This window comes from Brevibacillus sp. HB1.3 (assembly GCF_013186635.1).
GTDB lineage: Bacteria > Bacillota > Bacilli > Brevibacillales > Brevibacillaceae > Brevibacillus > Brevibacillus brevis_D.
The window spans coordinates 140,374-159,754 of record NZ_JABMIT010000004.1; the positions used below are offsets into that span (position 1 = coordinate 140,374).

A 19,381-nucleotide genomic window follows, 5' to 3' on the forward strand; every position below is an offset into this window, starting at 1 on the left:
AGCATTCGACAAAAAAGGACACGACCTATGATGAAGCCGTGTCCTTTATCCTTATGCTCTTTGTGTCTTACGGTGTTATTTCCTTGATCATTTGCTGGCGTGCTCTTTCCCGTTCAGTTGTGGGGACGAGATGATACCAGCCGACGATTCCATTATGCCAAATGCGCTCATCCTGCCCGACCAATGTATCGACTTGAATGGCGTTCGGAGTGCCATCGCCATAGGACAATAACAAAGAGGCGATTTCCTGCTCAGTGAGGTCCGTTTTCACATGCTGACCCAGTATCTCCATGAGTGAAAATGCCTTGGTATACCCTTGGAGCGAGGTGCCTTTAGAAGCCAACGCTTTGAGAATTTCCTGCTGCCGGCCAATCCGCATGTAATCACTGTCTTCCTTGCCTAGATCACTTTTGCGATAACGGGCATAATCCAATGCCTGCTCACCTGATAAAGTCTGCAGCCCTGGTTGTATATCGATGTACGTGTCGTCGCTCGGATCGCTGTACTTCATACGTTTCTTCACATCGACAGTGACACCGCCCAGCTCGTCCACAATTTGACGGAAGCCATCGAAATCTACGGAGATATACCGATCAATTTTTATTTGTAAAAACTTTTCCAGTGACTCCTTCACCATCTTCGGACCACCAAAAGCCATCGCATGGTTCACTTTGTCGTATCCTTTTCCCGGGAGCTCCATGTAGCTGTCACGCGGAATCGCCAAAAGGTAGACGGATTGCTTCCCGGGATGAATCGCCGCAAGCATCATCGTATCTGAACGAGCACTTTCCCCGTCTCGACTATCCACGCCAAGAAGCAGGGCGACGAAAGGCTTCAATGGTTCAGTTCCTGTCAAAAGATCACGAGGAGGAAGGGATGCAGTCGCCTGTTTTGCGCTCCCTTTGGCTCCATCAATCGGAGCATACCACTGATTGGTCATTTGCTTGTATTGATAGGCACTGTAGGCAACCAGCAGCAACGCCCCGATCGCCAAACAGGATAAGGTATGAAACGCAATCTGTTTTCCATGTCGCTTGAAAAATGACCCTATAAACATGACAAAAGCCTCCCCCTTTGCTTCCATTTTTAACAGGGGAGACTTCATTTAAACCTATGTGCGTTCGACAACCATCGCCATACCCATCCCGCCGCCAACACAAAGGGCAGCCAAGCCTCGCTTCAGGTCTCGACGCTTCATTTCGTGCAGCAAGGTTATGACAATTCGGCAGCCAGTAGAACCGACAGGATGCCCCAGCGCGATGCCACTTCCGTTCACATTCGTTATTTCCCGAGGCAGCTCCAGCAGTTTTTCCACGGCGAGATATTGTGCGGCGAAGGCTTCGTTTACTTCGATCAGTTCGATATCCGCGAGCGTCAAACCGGCTTTTGCCAATGCTCGCTTCACCGCTGGAACGGGTCCATACCCCATCAGATCGGGTTCTACCCCCGCTACCGCCCACGAGACAATTTTGCCGAGTGGTTCGATCCCAAGCTCTCTCGCTTTTCCTTCTTTCATCAAAACAGCTGCGGACGCTCCATCGTTGAGCCCGGAGGCATTGCCTGGCGTTACTGTACCATTGTCACGAAAACTGGGTCTAAGCTTCGCAAGACTCTCCAGAGTCACTCCCCTGCGAGGGAATTCGTCTTCCGTAACCATGATTTCTTCGGTGCGTTTTTTAATAGGAACCCCGATGATTTCCTCGGCAAACAAACCGCTGTCTATGGCGCGGATCGCATTCTGCTGACTGCGCAAGGCAATTTCATCCGACTCCTCACGTGTGATCCCGTAACGGTCGACCAGACGTTCTGCCGTTTCGCCCATCAGGATTTGATGGTGCGGATCTGTTAACAACTCCCACATCGCATCGGTCATTTCTCCATGCGTCAAGCGTTTGCCCCAACGCGCATTTTTCAGGACATAAGGGGCGTTACTCATGCTCTCTACGCCGCCCGCCAAAACAATTTCACTGTCGCCTAAAAGGATTTGGGAAGCGCCGCTTACAATCGCTTGCATGCCGGACGCACATTGACGTTGTATCGTGAAGCCCGTCACTTCTTTTCCCAATCCTGCATCCAACGCTGCCACTCGCGCTATGTTTGGCTCGTCTGTGCGCTGAATGCAATTGCCTAAAATGACTTCATTGATCTGAGAAGCTTCCAGGCCAGATCGATCCACGACACCACGAATGACGGTTTCTGCCAACTTGCGAGCGCTTACATCTTTCAAGACGCCACCAAACGTACCGATTGGCGTACGTCCAGCAGCAGCAATGACAACCTGCTCCATTTGTTTTCCCCTCCATTGAGTACCTTATTTTCTTTATTGTCTCACACGGAAGTTACAGGGCGGTTCTAAGCGATGTTTTTCAATACAACGGTAACCCATTCGTCATGTTGACTTTCTTTTTCTACTTGGAAGCCTGCTTGTTCAAATATAGCGATGACAGCATCCCGATTCCATTCGACAATTCCCGAGAGAATCAAAGTTCCTTTCGGTGCCATTCGCTCTGTAATCATCGGAAGCATCGCGACATTTTCATCGCCCCCGATGTTGACCAGTATGACATCAGCTTGGTCAGGCAATTGGGACTTCACTGCGTCCTCGCTCGCATCCCCAATGACGACTTGTACAGCGTGGTCAGGAAGGTGGTTATTGGTCGCATTGACGAGAACCTGATACTCGCTTTGTGGATTAATGTCCACTGCCCATACAGGATGCTTCGCTCCATTCAAGGCACAGTACAAAGAGAGAATTCCTGAGCCGGCTCCTACATCAATGACTTGCTTACCCTCCAGATCCATTTCTTGCAAAAACAAAAGAATGTCCTGCGTCGTTCCATGATAGCCGGTTCCGAAGGCTGCACCCGGATCGATCCATAGGATATGCCGAGCCGACTCCAACGCTGCGGGGTCCGTCCACGTTGGTGCCACCCACCAGGCGCCTATTTTGACTTCACGGAACTCCTCTTTCCACGAATCATTTTCCTCAGCGACGAGGTCTACTTCTTTTATCGTGACTTGTCCATTCCACCGCTGAATGTAGGTCTTCAGGCGAGCTACATGCTCCTCTTCACGATCGTGCTGGGGTTCAAATAAATAGCCAACAAGTGGACCTTCCGTATTTTCTGCGTAATCATATCCGTTTTCCGTTGTCAGTACTTCGATTTGCGGTTCGATCCAGCCAAGCGTGTAGGAGCTGGTCAAAACCTCTGCCACAAACAAATCCTCAATTTCCGGTTCCACTAGTAATGTGTATTTGAGCCACATGTTTTCCATGATGAAAAATGCTCCTTCCCTTTTGCTGTTATTCGCCCCTATTCTTGCGGACATCTATTCACTCATATGTGGATGGCAAGGATGATAGAGAACATGGTATGATAGTAGAATGGACTATCACAACCGCAGGGAGGCTTACCATGTTTGACGAATTTTTTTACCGTCGCCGCAAAAACAAGGGACTTTTTATCGTCATGATTGCCCTCATCGTTCTTGGCATCGGCATGTTCGGTATGGGTTTCCTCTATATGTTCTCGTAAGTCGGAACAACATCATTATACCCTACGAACCGTGCTGCACCCACTGTATCTGTCCAAAGATTTGGAGCGGGAAGTTTTCTACTGTGGTTGCTTTACTTCCCCTTGTTTACTCGATTATACTTGAGAATGTATTTTTCCTGTACGTTTGATATAGAAAGAAGGTTCACTCCATGTCGCGAATTCTCATCTCCGGGTACTACGGCTTTAATAATGCCGGAGACGATGTGGTCCTGTACGGCATCATCAGCTCTCTTAAGCGGGAACAACCAAATATCTCTCTCGCCGTCTTGTCCAATCAGCCTGATCGGACTGCGGAACTGTTCGGGATTGAAGCCTATAACCGCTGGAGCTTTGGAACCATCGTCCGCGAGCTTTCGCGAAGTGACATGCTGGTGATGGGCGGCGGTACACTGATGCAGGATGTAACCAGTCCGCGCAGTGTCCTCTACTATTTGGGCATCGTCACCATTGCCAAGCTTTTAGGTAAACCCGTGGTCTTTTACGCGCAAGGGTTTGGACCCATCCTTAAATCGCTCAGTCGCACGATGATTAAACGCGTGGTGAATCACGTCAACATCATCACAGTTCGCGACTACGAATCAGGGGAGGACTTCAAAGCCTGCGGCGTAAAAAAAGCCCCTATCTATATAACAGCTGACCCTGCTCTGACGATATCCCCTGACGATATTGCAGATCAACGGGGAAAAGAGCTGCTCCATGGTATGTTTGATGATCCTTCCAAGCCTTTGGTCGCCATCTCTGTCCGGGACTGGAAGCAGGAACAGCAATTCAAACAGAAGATAGCCAGGGCAGCAGATTGGTTTATCATGCGTGGATGGAATGTTCTCTTCCTGCCGATGCATGTCCCTAGTGATCTGGCACCGTCTCAGGAAATCATGGACCAGATGAGCCAACCAGGAGCACGTCTTCTCGATGCACCCGTGACTTTTCATGACATTATGTCGGTACTGAAGCAATGCAACTACGTCGTTGGAATGCGGCTTCATTCACTTATTCTTGCGTGCATGCTGCGAATCCCTTTTATCGGTATCTCCTACGATCCGAAAATCGATCGATTCGTTGAACGCGCTGGAATGCCCAATGCTGGTCATATTACTAAACTCGATGAAACTACACTTTTGACCTTGCTCGCTGAAAAACTGGACAACCTCGATGATGAAATTGATGTGGTAACGAAGCATTCCCATCTGTTAGCGATCGAAGCTTCCAAAAGCAGTGAACTTGTTTTGCAGGCGCTGCGTAAATAAGGCTGACCTGGAAAGGAGGACATCATGTCCTTTTCTTCACAAGTGTTACTTCGTTTAAATCGATTATTTCCTCTCCCCGTTCACCCATTTAATCTGGCAAACAACGGGGAAATGAGCTATACAGAATGGCAATTTCAAAAAGGGGATCAAACGATTCAGTTTTTCCTCCCCTTCCATTCACAGGAGGAAATGTTCCGTGACAAAATGGTTTTGGACATCGGTTGTGGCGGCGGTGGAAAAACCTGTTATTACGCCACCTATGGACCGAAAAAAATGATCGGCATCGACATCGTCCCTCATTACGCGGACGAAGGAAATGAATTCGCGAAGAAAAAAGGACTGGATCATCTCGTCTCCTTCATGACTGGTGATGCCGCGAGAATGGACTTCCCGGATAACACGTTCGATACGATCATCATGAACGACGCGATGGAGCACGTAGGCGAACCGGAAAAGACGTTGGAGGAATGCTTTCGGGTCTTGAAGCCCGGGGGGCATCTCTACATCAATTTCCCGCCGTATTATCATCCATACGGTGCTCATTTGTCAGATGCGATCGGCATTCCTTGGGTGCATGCTCTCTTCTCGGAGCAAGCCTTGATTGACGCCTATAAACAGCTAGTCCGTGACTTGCCAGATGGTTCTGACCGGATTGCGTTTCGCTTCGACAAGCTTCCTGATGGCAGAGATACGATCTCGTACATCAATCGCATGACGATCAAGCGGTTTCGAAAAATTCAACAAGGCGTGGTGCAGCCTGCGGTTTACCAGCGAGAGATTCCGTTGCGCAATCAGTTGCAGACCTTGGCAAAATTGGCCGCTACCCGTGAATTTTTCGTAAAAATGGTCGTCTGTGTTTATCAAAAAGCGAAATAAGAAGGACCACATAAAACCCCTTCCTCCGTTTGTGGAGAAAGGGGTTTTGCAATTGGTTTAATCGTTATTCGTATTGGACTTTAATGAAGAAGCCTGTTTCCTCCGAATGAATTGGATAAAGGTGCGCAGCTTGTTTCCGCCAGGCAGCCAATCCAACTCCTTGTCCTCAATGAGTGGAATAAGGATGAGCAGTCCCAAGTACACAATGAGTCCTACACCGACTCCAGCAACGGTCTCTATCGCTCCCAACATGCGTACTGGTTCTCTTCCCCTGAACAGGAAATCTACGGCCTCTGTCGCTCCCCAAGCCAGAATCAGCATGAGGTTAGCCACCAGCAACGGATAAATGGTATCGAAGCGCCAGTTAATCGGAATCGATACGTAACGGTTGATGACTCGCATATTCAGTACGCAGACAAATGCAGTCGCAACCAGCCAAGACAGGGACAAGCCGTCCATACCGAACATCGAGGTAAACACGAGTGTCGCCAGTACCTTCACAATAACCCCATACAGCAGATGACGCGCAGGGATTTTTTCTTTACCAATCCCTTGCAAAATACCGTTTGTAGCCAGTAACAAGGAAAGCGGGATTGCGGTGATGCCTAAAATCGCCATGGCACGTGTGCCTTCCATATCACCATACAACGCCAGATTTGCCCCTTCAGCTACAGCTGTCAGTCCCAAACCGGCTGGTAGACCGATTAGCCAAGCAAAACGCAGGGAGAGCTTGGTCAAGGTCGTAATCCGCTCCTGATCCTTTTGTCTGATCGCTTCGGCAATGGCAGGGACGATCGAGAGGGCAATCGACGATCCGAACAAGCTCGCCATTTGCAGAAGTGGACCTCCCCTGCTGTAAATGCCAAACCACGTATCCGCCGTCAAGCCGTCCACATTCCATATATAGCGGAAGATGTTAATCGCCAGAAAGGAATCCGTCAGGCTGAAAATCGGGATAACTAAGGCGCTGATACAAATCGGCCAGGCAATTCGCCACATCGAGGCGAAGAAGGCACGATCATACCACCAAGTAAGGCTCCGCCACTCAGCCTCGCCAAAGACGGAATTTTTCCGGTTGTGGAGCCACATGAGTAACGCTAGAAACCCGAGACTCAAAAACGTACTGATCATCGTACCGAAGTTGACTCCGGTAATCACGGTATCCGTATCTTCACCGAGTGACACGAGATACAGAGAAGCTACCAAAATAAATACGACACGCAAGGTCTGCTCTACGATTTGCGAGAGCCCAACAAACAACATTTTTTGATGGCCGTAGAAAAAGCCGCGAATAACCGCAATCAAGGGAACGAACAGCAGCGACATGGAAATCGCTCGGATCGGCTCAATCAAATGCGGATTCCCCATGAGCTTTGCAATGAGTGGAGAGCTGACGTACAGGAGCCCAAACAAGACAAGCCCGATGGCGCCCATCATGACCATGCTACGGGCCAAAATCTGTCCAATAGAGCCTTGTTTTCCTTCAGCCAACGCCTCAGCAATCACTCTCGACAATGCTACTGGCACACCTGCTGTCGCCAATATGAGAAAGGTCAGGTAGAGAGGATATACTTCCTGATAGAGTCCGAGACCTCTGTCGCCGACTATCTCTTGAAGCGGAATTCGATAAAACATCCCGATAACTTTTGACAAAATCCCCGCTATGGCTAAGATCAACGCTCCCGCGAGAAAATGACTTTTTTTCAACATGGGTAACTCCTTTATTCGTCTCTTTGACTGGATACCCGTGGGGCAGCACCAATCGACATGAACCCACTCTCTATCCTACTATCATTTCCCTCTTCCAGCAAACAGGTATATCGATGGAATTTCGCAGGAATACTGGTGAAAAACAGATTCCATTGATTTTTTTTAATCATCTGCCTGTGTGATCTATGAGTAGGAGGGGATATTATGCCCACAACCGGATTTTTGATCCGCCATGTACAGTGGCCGCTAATGGAGGCTTTGAAAGGAAATCGCATCCGTCCTTACATGAAAGAATTGCAAGCAACACAGCGTCTATCTGCCGAAGCGCTTACCGTGCAGCAGCGAGAAAAGCTGGTGAAACTACTCGATCATGCGATACAAAATGTACCAGCTTACACTGCCTTCGCCCCAGATTGGAGTAAAATGCGTGAGATGCCTGAACGTTTTTTGCAGCGGATTCCTGTTCTGACCAAAATACACTTTCGGCAAAACGCTGATCAATATTTGAGCCAGGGCCGACAAACAAGCAGGCTCATTGGAAATCGAACGGGAGGCTCCACGGGTGAACCCACTCATTTTTACCTCGATCGTCCAACTGTCGAGCGATATGAAGCTGCACGGTGGTTTGGGCTATCCTGGTACGGCATTCGCATTGGTGACCCATGTGTGATGATTTGGGGCTCTCCACTCGAATTAAACGCCCAGCAAGCTGGCCGCTACCGCTGGAAAGAACGCTGGTTGAAAAACCGCATGATGATTTCTGCCTATGAATTGGACGAAAGACATTTGGAAGCAAACCTGCGCCTCATCCGGAAATTCCGCCCAGCCTATTTATATGGGTACGCCTCCGCGCTGCATACCCTCGCCATGATGATGCTACGACGCGGCATAACACTGGGAATCCCGCTCAAAGCCGTGGTCTCTACAGCAGAAAGCCTGCACGAGCACCAGCGGCAAGCGATTACCCAAGCTTTTGATGCGCCTGTTGTGAATGAATACGGCGCCCGTGACGGCGGAATGATCGCCTATCAATGTAAAGCAGGGAGCATGCACGCCTTTTCCGGGAACTGTTATTTGGAGGTAGTCGATCCAATTACGCATATGCCCCTCAACAATGGGCATCCAGGAGCACTGCTTGTCACTGACCTGCACAATACCGTCATGCCTCGCCTGCGCTACCAAATAGGAGATGTCGTCGCTCTTTCTGATTCAGCCTGCTCATGCAATCTCCCTTTTCCACTTCTTGCTTCGATTGACGGCAGAGAAGACGACATGTTCCTATCACGAAACGGACAGTACGTGCACGGACATTATTTTAATCACATCGTTCGCAATATGGACAGCTTTCGCACCTTCCAGATCGTCCAGCACGAGCCGGAGCGACTGAGCCTGCGACTGGTGAAGGAGCCCGAACGTTTTTTGCCTGCCGATGAAGCCAAGCTTTTGGCAGGAATTCGCGCGGCGTTAGGTCAAGTGAGTATCCACGTTTCTTATGTGGAGACTATTCCCCCCGCTAGCTCAGGTAAGACTCGTTATGCAATCCGGGAATTCCCGCTTACGAGCGCCCCCCCGCTGGAGTAGACCGCTTGCGTACTTTTTGCAGCAGCTCTGACACAAGTGGCTCGCGAACCAAAATGAGCACAACAAGATAGAAAAGAGCTGCACCCATAATTCCCAGCGATAAGTACAACCAGACAGGCAAAACGGATAACCATGGATCGACGAACAAAATAGCACCAGCCATGACTGCGCAGCCCAGAATGGTTTTCCCTGTAGTCATGAGGAAATTCGCTCGTACAGGGCTGCCTACTGCCCTCCACAGCAAAATAAACAGCAGAAGCGCTTGACTGATGGCTGAGACCGCATTGGCGAGAGCAATTCCGCCATGACCAAGCAGCGGAATGAGCAACCAGTTGGCTAGGGCATACACACCGATCCCAATCGCCCCGATTATAACGGGTGTCTTCGTGTTTTCCAGTGCATAAAAGGCGCGAGTCAGCAAGTCTCTCGACGCTAAGAAGAAAAGTCCCACACCGTAAAACGGTAGTGCCCACGCTGTTAAAGCGACAGAATGCTCATCGAACGCACCGCGCTCAAAAGCTAGACGGATGATGGGCTCTGCGTATAGCGCAAGTCCAACTGTCACGGGCAGCAGCAAAATGAGAAGATAGGCAAGTCCCTTTTGCAGGATTTGCTTCATCTCCGCCATTTCCCCCCGCTTGACATGACTAGCCAACAATGGGAATAACGGCAACGTAAACGCCCCGACAAAAATAGCCAGAGGCAATTGCATGATCTGGTTTGCATTGGCGAGAGCGGAAACGACACCCGTTCCGAGCCCTTCCGCGAAGCCTCGCTCTAAAAAGGTAGTCGCCTGAGCAACCACCGCACCAATTAAAATCGGAATGACGCGCTCGCCCATGCCTTTGAGAGCAGCGTCCTCACGCCAAGCGAAGGAGAAGCGCTGCTGATAACCGAATCCGCGCAAAGTCGGGAGAATCGGCAACAGTGCAGCCAAGTAACCGATTGTCGTAGCCATCGCCAAACCAATCGGACCATACATCGGAACGAGCACATACATGCTGACAATTACCAAAGCACCATTGGCTACCGTACCGAGCGTTGGTGTAAAGAAATGTTGGTGAGCATTACAAATACTCGACCACAGCCCTGTTAACCCGATGAAAATAGCTGATGGCCACATCCATTGCAGCATGCTAGCCGTGAGTTCCAGCTTCTCACCTGTCAGTCCAAACATTGCAGCAAGCTGATAAGAAAAGACAACTCCTAAGACAGACAAAGCAACGAATATACCCAAAATGATCGTGAGCATCTTCTGATAGAGGTCAGTCGTCCGCTCCCCTTTTTCCATCATGCCGCGCATTGTCGGAATCAGTACAGCATTGACCGCTCCTGGTATGACCAAGAACAGCGTCAGCGGGATCGTTGCCGCGATATTAAACGCATCTGCCTCCATGCCAGTACCGTACAAGTTGGATACATACACACTGCGAAAAAAGCCCAAAAGCCTTCCAACGAGAGTCAGCACGACAATCATGGAAGCAATTTTTAACAAACTCATGTCCACTTTTCTCCTATCCCTATTTGAAACCCTACGTTCCAGGCTTGGTTCTAACCCCTCAAACTACCTAGTTATCATATCTTATTTCTACCGTTCCTACCAACCTCTTTCCCCCCGGCTTGCTACCGGGTTGCCAGATTCATTATAATAGGTAGGTTAATCCCTACCTGTAGGAGGACTACAATAAAAATGAGAGAAACCGTGTTGAAGTGGGGAAGCCAATCAACTACATGGTTGTATTTGCTGTTGGCCTATCCAGTAATTGATTACGTCTTGCGACAGATTCTACCGATTCCAGTCATATCTTCTTTGTGGGATGAAGCACTGCTCATCGTTCTGATGCTGTTTACGTTTGGAGCCTTTTTGCAATCAAACAGAACGATGCCTGGAATCAAACATTGGCTGGGAGCCTTTTTCGTCCTGGGTGTTGCCATCATGGTGACAGACATGGCGAACTGGGAAGCGACTGTGGAAGGATTCCGCTCTGTCTACCAGTACATCCTCGCCTTTTTCATGGGCTTCTATTTACTGAAGTCGATGGAAGACCTGAACAAGTTCATGAAGGTACTTGTGCTGGTTGGTTTCGTAGCGGCACTGTATGGTGTCTTGCAAGTCATCGTGGGCGTCAAAACACCTGAATCATGGGTGCAGGAAGGGGAAGCAGTTACAACGCGTGCATTCTCCTTCGTAACGAGCCCGAACGTATTGGGCAGCTATATGGCGTTGGTTACACCGATTGCCGCTGGTCTGTTCATGACAGCTACTACTCTCAAGCAAAAATTGATTTGGGCCATTGTTGCACTGACCACCGTGCTAGCTTTGCTCTTAACCGGGTCCCGCGGTGCCTGGTTCGCTCTTGCCTTTGCCGTGTTCGTTTGCTTCTACATCTGGAACAAACGAGTAGCAGGATATCTGGTGATCGCAGGGATTATCGGGGTTGTAGCCCTGTTCTTCGTTCCTGATTCAGTTCCGCTTGTCGGAAAAGTAAAAGATCGCATTTTCACGCTGTTTACACCTGAATACTTCGAATCTAGCAGCCAAGGCGGACGTATTGGCCGTTGGGGCGAAGCCTATGACAAGATGCGCATCGAGCCATTGTTCGGCGTCGGTCTCGGTCATCACGGCGGAGCAGTTGCTACGCGCCATTTCGGAACGATTTATTCCGATAGTTATTTCTTCAAAAGCTTGGCGGAATACGGTCTGATCGGGATCATCTTGTTAATCGGTACCGTGATCACCATGTTTAAGTATGGCGCCGGACTTATCCGCAACCTCCAAGGCTCGCCGCACTTTTTTGCGATTCTCGGGCTGCTGGGCGGACTAATCGCGGTAGCAACACATAACCTCGTGGAAAACATTTTCGAGGTGCCGTTCGTGGCCCTCTATTTCTGGCTGTTTGGCGGCTTCCTCTGCGCATTATTCGTCGACCAGACACAAAACAAAAGGTGGTGAGGGCATGCGCCGGAATCCTATTCTCGATACGATAAGCTGGGCGCTGTACGCCATTGCCCTGTTTCTGATTTATCATTTGCTCGTGAAACCAGCGTTCCTTGATTTAACGTGGATTGCTTTACTCATTTTCCTGCCACTGCTAGCATTTTGCTACTTTGTGGTACATCCGTCGGAACGTCGACAAGTGCTTGTGTTTACTATCGGCTTCTTGCTCTTGGATCGGGCACTAACACGCGTCGATGTGAAAACGACCGCTGCTCTGTTGATCGGTGGTGCAATCGCAGTCATCGTGATTGCGCTTCTCGTGAAATGGTATGGGCGCCTCAACTGGCGTGCAGTCGGCTCGTTGGTTCTGATCGCACTTTTGGCGAACGTGACGTTCAACAGAGATACTCTGACTGCACTGAGCCACTTTACCGTGACATACGAATCTGACCGTTTGTACAACGGCGATTGGGTAGATTATTTCCCGATCACGCTGCAAGACGTCAATGGCGATGGCAAGATGGAAATCATCACGTACGGCAATGCTGAGGAGCTTCCACTGCCGGAAAAAATTGAAAAGCCAGAGACGGAAGAAGAGAAAAAAGCAATGGCGGAGAAGCTGCGCCATTTGCAGGCGGAGCCTGTTTCTCTTTACGTCCTGACCTGGAAAGATGGTCAAATGGTGCGGATGCCGAATGATCAGATTCCGGCAGAAACCATGAAGATCATCAAGGAAAAACTGCCGACCGATTACCCAGGCTTCCCGTATTACACGATGAAAGATGGTCAATTGGTACCGAATGTCCAACGCCAACCATATGCGGAAGGCATGCTGCAAATCGGAACGGCACCCTATCGTGCGTTTATGCTTGATATGGAGAACATCGCAAATCAACTGGCAGATAATGCAGGCAGTATAGATGTCCGGCACACACTGGGTTCCAAGTACACGGATCTACACATCAAGGATGGTATGCTGACAGGTAACTACGACGGCAAGCTTTTTGGCGGCACGACAAAAGCAACCAAGCTGATGACCACCATGATGCTGCCAGATGGCCGCGAGGGAATCGTTGTCATGGGCGAGCACCTGAGTGTACTGTCTGTAGAGCCAGATGGCACACTGACAGAATCGTACACACTGACACGCAAACAGGCTGAATTGGCAACTGGCGAGTTCATTCCTGCTGATATCGATAACGACAAGGTTGATGAGCTGCTCGTGGCTGGCAAACCTTCGTACATCTTGAAACCAAAAGCAGACGGTACGTGGGAAATTTTGTGGGCAAGCGGAGACTACGACAAGAGCTTCCGCTTCTCCAACTTTGCTACGATTGGTAACAACGCCAAGCCTGAGATCGTAGCCAAAGCGAAAAGCTGGGTAAGTACCACAGATACTCGCTATTTGGCTGGCTATGACTACACGCCAGAGGGCTTGAAACAAAACTGGCGCATTTACATGCCGCTGATCAATGTTCAAATCGGCGACATCGATGGAGACAAGGAAAACGAAATCGTGGCTAATATGTACAATACGCATCGTATTCTCGTGTTTAAGCAGCACAACATTCCGGTACTCGGACTCACAATCGCGTTGTTCGTGGGACTCTTGGGATACGGAGTCGTAAGGAGGTTTCGCCATGCGTAAAGCGACGAAAGCATGGGCATTGCTCGCTGCCATCTGCACAGCCTCCCTGCTCGGTGGCTGCACGTATGAATCAGGGACGAAGGCTTTTGCCACTACCAATTTTGACCAGAAGCCGGATCAAACGACAACGGTCCAAACCGAGTCAGGGGCCGAGTGGCTGAAAACAGCCCTGGAAAAGGGCAAAACAAATGAAGAGGCACAGACCTACTGGTATAAAGGGTATGTAAAAAACACAATCCTGTCTCGTACCACGACGAGTATGTTCAATGGAGCTGTCATCAACGGGAAAGGCTACAATGTGGATGCTCGCATCGCGGCCCAGCCGTATTCGTACTATCGAATTAACGACAAGCGCTATATCAAGGCGAATGAGCAGTTCGTGACCGCTCCAGAGGAGCCACTCGCCTTCGACGTATTGAAGGGCTTCGAGGACTGGCTACCTTTCATGGACAAGGCTGTCCAATTGCCTGAGGAAAAAGTTATCGGTGTAGTCAGCGTTCCGTTCCAATTGAAAATGACAGGAGCAGAATGGCTGAAAAATAGCCAAAGCCCACTGTTTGAACCACTGAAAAAGCAATTGGGAGAACGCCCTGATCTGGATTACATCTTGAAGGAATCCACGATCAAGACAACGATTTGGTTCGGTAAGGAAGACCGTCTGATCCACCAGTACGAGACCTGGATCATTCTCCCACTTCCTGAAGCCGGAACGATGGACCAGCAAGTGATGTTCAACCTGTTTAAATACGGTGATACTGGTGGCATTCACATCAAGGAACCGGAAGAAGTAGAGAAATATTTGCTGTACTAAAAAAGCCTGCTACCTTAGCTTGGCAGCAGACAAATCGGTACGAATCAGGACCTGGCGAACATCGTCAGGTCCTTTTATTTTGAAGTAAACGAAGTATTCCTGCCACACGAAGAAAACCCCGAAGCCTTCATTGGCTCCGGGGCGATGCTGTCCTATTTTTTCACCAGTTCATCCATCAATTGCGCCAATTGCTTCGCCTGTTCACGGCGCTCATACGGTTTCACACGCTCTGCAAAATCTGCTCCGCGTTCCTCGCTACCGGTTTGTCCTTGCGCTTTCCACTCCTGATACAGCTTCAGGTATGCTTGCTTGATCTCGTCTTTTTGCTCTGGATCGGCTACCTGACCGAGACGGAAATCTTCAATAATCTCTGTCGCTTCGCCTCTTTTGTTCAGAGCAAGGATCGGGTTGCCAATCCCCATGTATTCGTAGAGCTTGCCCGGAATATACGCGCCGGCGTCAGCGGACACATCCCCGATCAGCAAGAGAGCATTCGCACCTTTCATCAATCCGAGCGCTTCTTTATGCGGCAGGTTCCCTAACACGCGAACGATGTCACTCAGCCCCAACGCTTCTACACAGTCGCGATTTTCGGAATACCCCGGGTAATCGAACACCCCGGCAAAGCTGAGCAAGAGATCATTTCGGTCTACTGCTTTTTCATCGATGAGCTCCCGGATGGCTTGCAGGAGAAGGCGCGGGTTGCGCTTTTGGTACAAAATACCTGCGTACACCGCATGAAACTTGTCCGAAGCATCATGGCTGGGAGCCAGCCCTTGAAAATCAGCCTGATCAAACCCATTGTAGATCAGCTCCATCCGCTTGATGCGGTTCTGATGCTTCTCGCGAAAATTATAGGCGAAGGTCGCAGTAACGGTCGTGATCGCATCCGCTTGGGACATCACCGCCTCCTCCATTCGCTCTTCCATGCGCTCTCGCCATTCGATGCCAGAGGTGTGCATATTTTGCGTCCATGGATCACGGAAATCCGCTACCCATTTGCAGCCAAACTCACCGGAAAGCTTTTTCGCAATCAAATGGTTTGTTACTGGTCCCGATGTGGAAAAAATCACGTCGATCTTTTCACGTCGCATGATTTCTCGTCCTAGCTTGAGCGCATTCGGCATCCACAGGATTTGGTCGTCTGGAATCAACAAGTAGGGCTTAACTTTTTTCAGCACATTGACGACCTGTTTTTTTACCTTCGCCTTAAATGATGGCTGTGATGGTGTAGACGTTGTATTGGCACTTGCTGATGGGGCTTGTCCCCCTCGATTCGGCAGCAGCTGCCACTCCTTCGCACGGTGAATGGTGACATCACTCGGTAGCTGTGCCAAAAGGGATGGATCGAGCGTCGCATGATAAGCAGGATCTACTGTCAGTACATGGACATTCCAGCCAAACTCCCCCAAATATTTGGCCATTTTCAACGGTCTTGGCACGCCGCCTCCCCCAATAGGAGGAAATATGTAGCATATGATCAACACATTGTGCGTATTCATTTACGTAACCGTCCTTCTCCATTTCAATTTTCCATCATCAACGATACCATAAGTGCTGTCTTATTGCGAATCTAGCAGGCATCTGCTATAGTGAAAATGGCTTTGTTTACAAATGATCGTTTATTTTTTCGGTACACCGCCTCTATTCGGTCGTGCCTCCATGTACATACCTCAGTAGAGGTTTTTAATTACGATTCGGGTGAATTCAGATGAGCAAATTACGAGTCCTCCACGTGATTGGCGGGGGGGAATTTGGCGGTGCTGAACAACATATTCTCAATTTGGTCACTACTTTTCCAGTCGACGAAGTAGAAGTGGCAGTCGTATGCTTCTATGATTCTCTTTTTGCGAGTAAATTGCGGGAATCAGGCATCCAGGTCATTACACTGAATCAGTTCGGACGTTTTGACTTACGATTGCTACAGGCTCTGCGGAATGCCTTTACCACATTCCAGCCAGCAATCATTCATACGCATGGGATTAAAGCCAATTTCTTTTCCCGACTGGCCGCTCGTGGTATGAAGGTGCCTTTGCTGACCACTGTTCACAGCTCACTCCGTTATGATTATACAAGCTCCTTGGCCTATGCCATTGTCAGCATGATGGAAATGAGCACGAGACATTGGAACCGTCATTACATCGCGATCAGTGGTGCGATTGCCGATATTTTGCGGGGGCAGGGTGTTCGCTCGTCTGACATTAGCGTGATTTATAACGGAATGGATATGAAGCCTTATCGGCAAAACCATTTACGGGAGAATGACCGCAATCGACTGCGTGCAGAATGGAACATACCAGAGGACGCCTTTTTGTTCGGGACAGCAGCTCGCTTTGTTCCCGTAAAAGGGCTCCCGATTCTGCTCGATGCTTTTCATAAGCTTGTGGCGGACACGAAAAGGGCGACTCCTTATCTCGTGTTGATCGGAGACGGTTCTGAACGTGCCATGCTTGAAGCGAAGGTAAAAGAATTGGGGCTGGAATCGCGTGTTCGCTTTGCTGGATTTCGGCAAGACATTCCTGCGTGCTTGCATGCCTTAGATGGCTTTGTCCACTCTTCCTTGTACGAAGGGCTTGGCTATACCATCATCGAGGCAATGGCTTCGGAGGTTCCTGTCGTAGCAAGCAATGTCGGCGGTGTGAAAGAGTTTGTGTTCGATGGCGAGACGGGGCTGATCGTCGAACCGGGAAATCCTGCTTTGTTGGCGCAAGCAATGGAACGACTTTGGACTTCACCACAATTGCGTGAGATCTTGGTGCAAAACGCTTTGAACAAAGTAGAATCGACCTTTACCATTGAACTCATGACCGAACAAATTGTTGCTCTTTATCGTACGTTACTGAAATGACGAAAGGCACGGTGAAACGCGAACAGCGGCATCGTGCTTTTTTTATATGATTTATTTGAAGAATCTGTTTTTATGGTTGCCTACTCATGATCAATCTGGTTACATATGAATTGGAACTATTTTGTATAGCATGCTGCACCAGACAGAAAGGGTGAAAATGAGATGAAACTATTTCTATCAGTAGACATGGAAGGTATTTCAGGCATTGTAGATACGAGCTATATTAACCCGGCTTCGGGGGTTAACTATCAGCGTGGACGCCAATTTATGACAGATGATGCCAATGCGGTTATTGAAGCTGCACTTGAGTCTGGCGTAACGGAAATTGTCGTAGCAGACAGCCACAACACGATGAACAACATTCTCTGGGAAAAGCTCAATCCAAAAGCGAGACTGTTGGCAGGTTCTCCACGCGATTCATCCATGATGCAGGGTATCGATGAGAGCTTCGATGCAGCGATGTTTATCGGCTATCATACTCGCCAAGGGATTCCTGGTGTGCTCAGCCATACGATGTCCGGTGTGGTTCACAATATGTATATCAACGGACAAGTCGTGGGTGAGTTCGGCTTTAACGCAGCGATTGCGGGCATGCACAACGTTCCTGTTGTCATGGTGTCTGGTGATAATCTCATCGCCGTCGAAGCACAGGAACTGATTCCAGGCATCCAAACAGCGATCGTGAAGGAAGCGGTATCCCGCACAGCTGCTATCTGTCTCTCGCGCGAAGAAGCGACCGCTGAACTGAAACGCAAGACAGCCAATGCCTTGCGCAACCGGAACAACATCCAGCCATTCCGTACAGCTGTACCTGTAGAGCTGGCGATGGAATTCTCGCACACAGGACAAGCCGAGATGGCCGCAATTGTCCCGGGCACGCGCTATGAAACAGCAACAAACACAGTTTATTACAATGCAGCCAATCCGCAGGATATGTACAAAACAATGCGCGCTATGCTGAACCTGGCATCCGGTGCTGAATTTTTTTAAAAAGAATAAAGAAGGAACGGAAGGGCTGAAATCAGTTCTTCCGTTCTCCACTTTGGCGGTAGATTATTCAAGCTCGCCCATTCTTCCGTTTCCGCGCTACTTGTGGCCGGAAGCCTCTTTTTCCCTTTCTTGCTTTTGCCTTCGCTTTCTCCTTCTGTCTGTTGTTCATTCCTCGATTGGATGCCCGAGAGCCTGGCCCGCCTCCAACAGCGTGCTGTTGCTTCGTGTTGGAGCTTTCAATCGCAGCATTCGTACCACCTGTACTGTACGTGCCACCCCCCACCTGCAACTTGTGTGGCCGAAGCATTTGCAAGGCGTCTTGCCAGCTTGACTACTTGGTCGTTTATCACCACAATGGCTTCTTTTCCATTTTTCTTTTTGCCCTTATGATGACCATGATACTCCGTTTGCTTGCCGGCCATTCCCCGATTTCGCGCAATTCCACCAGCTCCCACGCTCTGTTGTTGCAGTGTGTTTGATGAATCGATGGCGGCATCATTACCGGCAGCACCGCTTCGTCCTGCTCCGCTGGCAATTTGGGTGGTGTTTGGGGCATTCGTAAACTGCGTATTTAGTACGACAACCACTCTACTGGTTTCACGCAAAAATGTCTTTACGACCATTCGCTTTTTTACCCTTTTGGTAAATGACTGTCAGTTTATCCTTCCGACGGGACATATGCAGTTCATTCCTTTACATGAGACTACTACATGTAAATGCGAAAGACGGACAAAGCGTGTTGGACAAATGATGTGGATTTGCAAAAAATATACTTTTGTTCGTATTCCGAAGCGTAGACTGGAAATTCACTTCTTTCCTCCACTGTAGCTACTTAAACCCAAATAAAAAAGCAGACCCATCACGTGAGTCTGCTTGTCGTTTCAGCTTTTATAGTTTCCGAACGTTCGTCGCTTGAGGACCGCGTTGACCGTTTTCTACGTCAAACTCCACCTCTTGCCCTTCGTCCAAGGATTTGTACCCTTCGCCCTGAATAGCGGAGAAGTGAACGAATACGTCATCTCCACCATCACGCTCGATAAAACCGAAACCTTTTTCACTGTTAAACCACTTTACTCTTCCACGTTCCATTTTTGCCTCCTAGCATGTAACCCTTACATGACATTTGAAATATTGTCTTACCTCGGTTACTATTGCCATTTACGAGGCTTATTATA

16 protein-coding genes are annotated in these 19,381 nt (G+C 49.2%); 8 read left to right on the forward strand and 8 right to left on the reverse strand.

All coding sequences use genetic code 11. The features are described 5' to 3' along the window. Positions 1-67: 67 nt before the first annotated feature. The 3 genes from HPY31_RS11130 to HPY31_RS11140 all read right to left on the reverse strand — a co-directional run bounded on the left by HPY31_RS11130 (position 68) and on the right by HPY31_RS11140 (position 3,276). Positions 68-1,057 carry an LCP family protein gene (locus HPY31_RS11130; protein WP_172140755.1) on the reverse strand — a complete coding sequence of 330 codons (990 nt, stop codon included), beginning with the start codon at positions 1,055-1,057 and terminating at the stop codon, positions 68-70. Between the two features lie 54 nt (positions 1,058-1,111). Beyond that, positions 1,112-2,287, reverse strand: coding sequence for an acetyl-CoA C-acetyltransferase (locus HPY31_RS11135; RefSeq protein WP_172140756.1), 1,176 nt, complete (start codon positions 2,285-2,287; stop codon positions 1,112-1,114). A gap of 65 nt (positions 2,288-2,352) precedes the next feature. Then, a complete protein-coding gene (locus tag HPY31_RS11140; RefSeq protein ID WP_172140757.1) occupies positions 2,353-3,276 on the reverse strand; it encodes a 50S ribosomal protein L11 methyltransferase in 924 nt (307 codons plus the stop codon). Between the two features lie 430 nt (positions 3,277-3,706). On the opposite strand from HPY31_RS11140, the gene csaB reads away from it, so the two are divergent. Beyond that, entirely contained in the window at positions 3,707-4,804 is a 1,098-nt protein-coding gene (gene csaB, locus HPY31_RS11145) for a polysaccharide pyruvyl transferase CsaB (protein WP_172140758.1), read from the forward strand. Between the two features lie 24 nt (positions 4,805-4,828). Next, on the forward strand, positions 4,829-5,680 hold the full coding sequence (locus HPY31_RS11150) for a class I SAM-dependent methyltransferase (protein WP_172140759.1): 852 nt from the start codon (positions 4,829-4,831) through the stop codon (positions 5,678-5,680). Between the two features lie 57 nt (positions 5,681-5,737). Here HPY31_RS11150 and HPY31_RS11155 read toward each other — a convergent pair whose 3' ends face one another. Further along, a complete protein-coding gene (locus HPY31_RS11155) occupies positions 5,738-7,390 on the reverse strand; it encodes a putative polysaccharide biosynthesis protein (RefSeq protein WP_172140760.1) in 1,653 nt (550 codons plus the stop codon). Between the two features lie 204 nt (positions 7,391-7,594). Here HPY31_RS11155 and HPY31_RS11160 point away from each other — a divergent pair, with 204 nt between their 5' ends. Further along, positions 7,595-8,971, forward strand: a complete 1,377-nt coding sequence (locus HPY31_RS11160) for a phenylacetate--CoA ligase family protein (RefSeq protein ID WP_172140761.1) — start codon at positions 7,595-7,597, stop codon at positions 8,969-8,971. Here HPY31_RS11160 and murJ read toward each other — a convergent pair. Beyond that, positions 8,946-10,472 carry a murein biosynthesis integral membrane protein MurJ gene (murJ, locus tag HPY31_RS11165; protein ID WP_172140762.1) on the reverse strand — a complete coding sequence of 509 codons (1,527 nt, stop codon included), beginning with the start codon at positions 10,470-10,472 and terminating at the stop codon, positions 8,946-8,948. The genes HPY31_RS11160 and murJ overlap by 26 nt on opposite strands. A gap of 189 nt (positions 10,473-10,661) precedes the next feature. On the opposite strand from murJ, the gene HPY31_RS11170 reads away from it, so the two are divergent. Genes HPY31_RS11170 through HPY31_RS11180 form a run of 3 tightly spaced genes read left to right on the forward strand, consistent with a single transcriptional unit; the run spans position 10,662 to position 14,368 of the window. Next, complete coding sequence (locus HPY31_RS11170; protein WP_172140763.1) at positions 10,662-11,924, forward strand: O-antigen ligase family protein; 1,263 nt, start codon at positions 10,662-10,664, stop codon at positions 11,922-11,924. A 4-nt stretch (positions 11,925-11,928) separates the two neighbouring features. Continuing rightward, entirely contained in the window at positions 11,929-13,557 is a 1,629-nt protein-coding gene (locus HPY31_RS11175) for a hypothetical protein (RefSeq protein ID WP_172140764.1), read from the forward strand. Then, complete coding sequence (locus HPY31_RS11180) at positions 13,550-14,368, forward strand: hypothetical protein (protein ID WP_172140765.1); 819 nt, start codon at positions 13,550-13,552, stop codon at positions 14,366-14,368. Before HPY31_RS11175 ends, HPY31_RS11180 begins: the two co-directional genes overlap by 8 nt. Before the next feature lie 152 nt (positions 14,369-14,520). On the opposite strand, the gene HPY31_RS11185 is transcribed toward HPY31_RS11180, so the two are convergent. After that, positions 14,521-15,870 (reverse strand): glycosyltransferase family 4 protein, encoded by a 1,350-nt coding sequence (locus tag HPY31_RS11185; RefSeq protein WP_172140766.1) that lies wholly within the window; start codon positions 15,868-15,870, stop codon positions 14,521-14,523. Positions 15,871-16,079: 209 nt separating this feature from the next. On the opposite strand from HPY31_RS11185, the gene HPY31_RS11190 reads away from it, so the two are divergent. Together HPY31_RS11190 and HPY31_RS11195 are read left to right on the forward strand one after the other, a co-directional pair. After that, positions 16,080-17,216 carry a glycosyltransferase gene (locus HPY31_RS11190; RefSeq protein ID WP_172140767.1) on the forward strand — a complete coding sequence of 379 codons (1,137 nt, stop codon included), beginning with the start codon at positions 16,080-16,082 and terminating at the stop codon, positions 17,214-17,216. 162 nt (positions 17,217-17,378) lie between these two features. Next, positions 17,379-18,206, forward strand: a complete 828-nt coding sequence (locus HPY31_RS11195) for a M55 family metallopeptidase (RefSeq protein ID WP_172140768.1) — start codon at positions 17,379-17,381, stop codon at positions 18,204-18,206. A 236-nt stretch (positions 18,207-18,442) separates the two neighbouring features. Here HPY31_RS11195 and HPY31_RS28830 read toward each other — a convergent pair whose 3' ends face one another. Continuing rightward, positions 18,443-18,829, reverse strand: a complete 387-nt coding sequence (locus tag HPY31_RS28830) for a hypothetical protein (protein ID WP_253901769.1) — start codon at positions 18,827-18,829, stop codon at positions 18,443-18,445. A gap of 265 nt (positions 18,830-19,094) precedes the next feature. Next, positions 19,095-19,295: a cold-shock protein gene (locus HPY31_RS11205; protein ID WP_012685372.1), complete on the reverse strand. Its 201-nt coding sequence runs from the start codon at positions 19,293-19,295 to the stop codon at positions 19,095-19,097. Positions 19,296-19,381 lie beyond the last annotated feature (86 nt).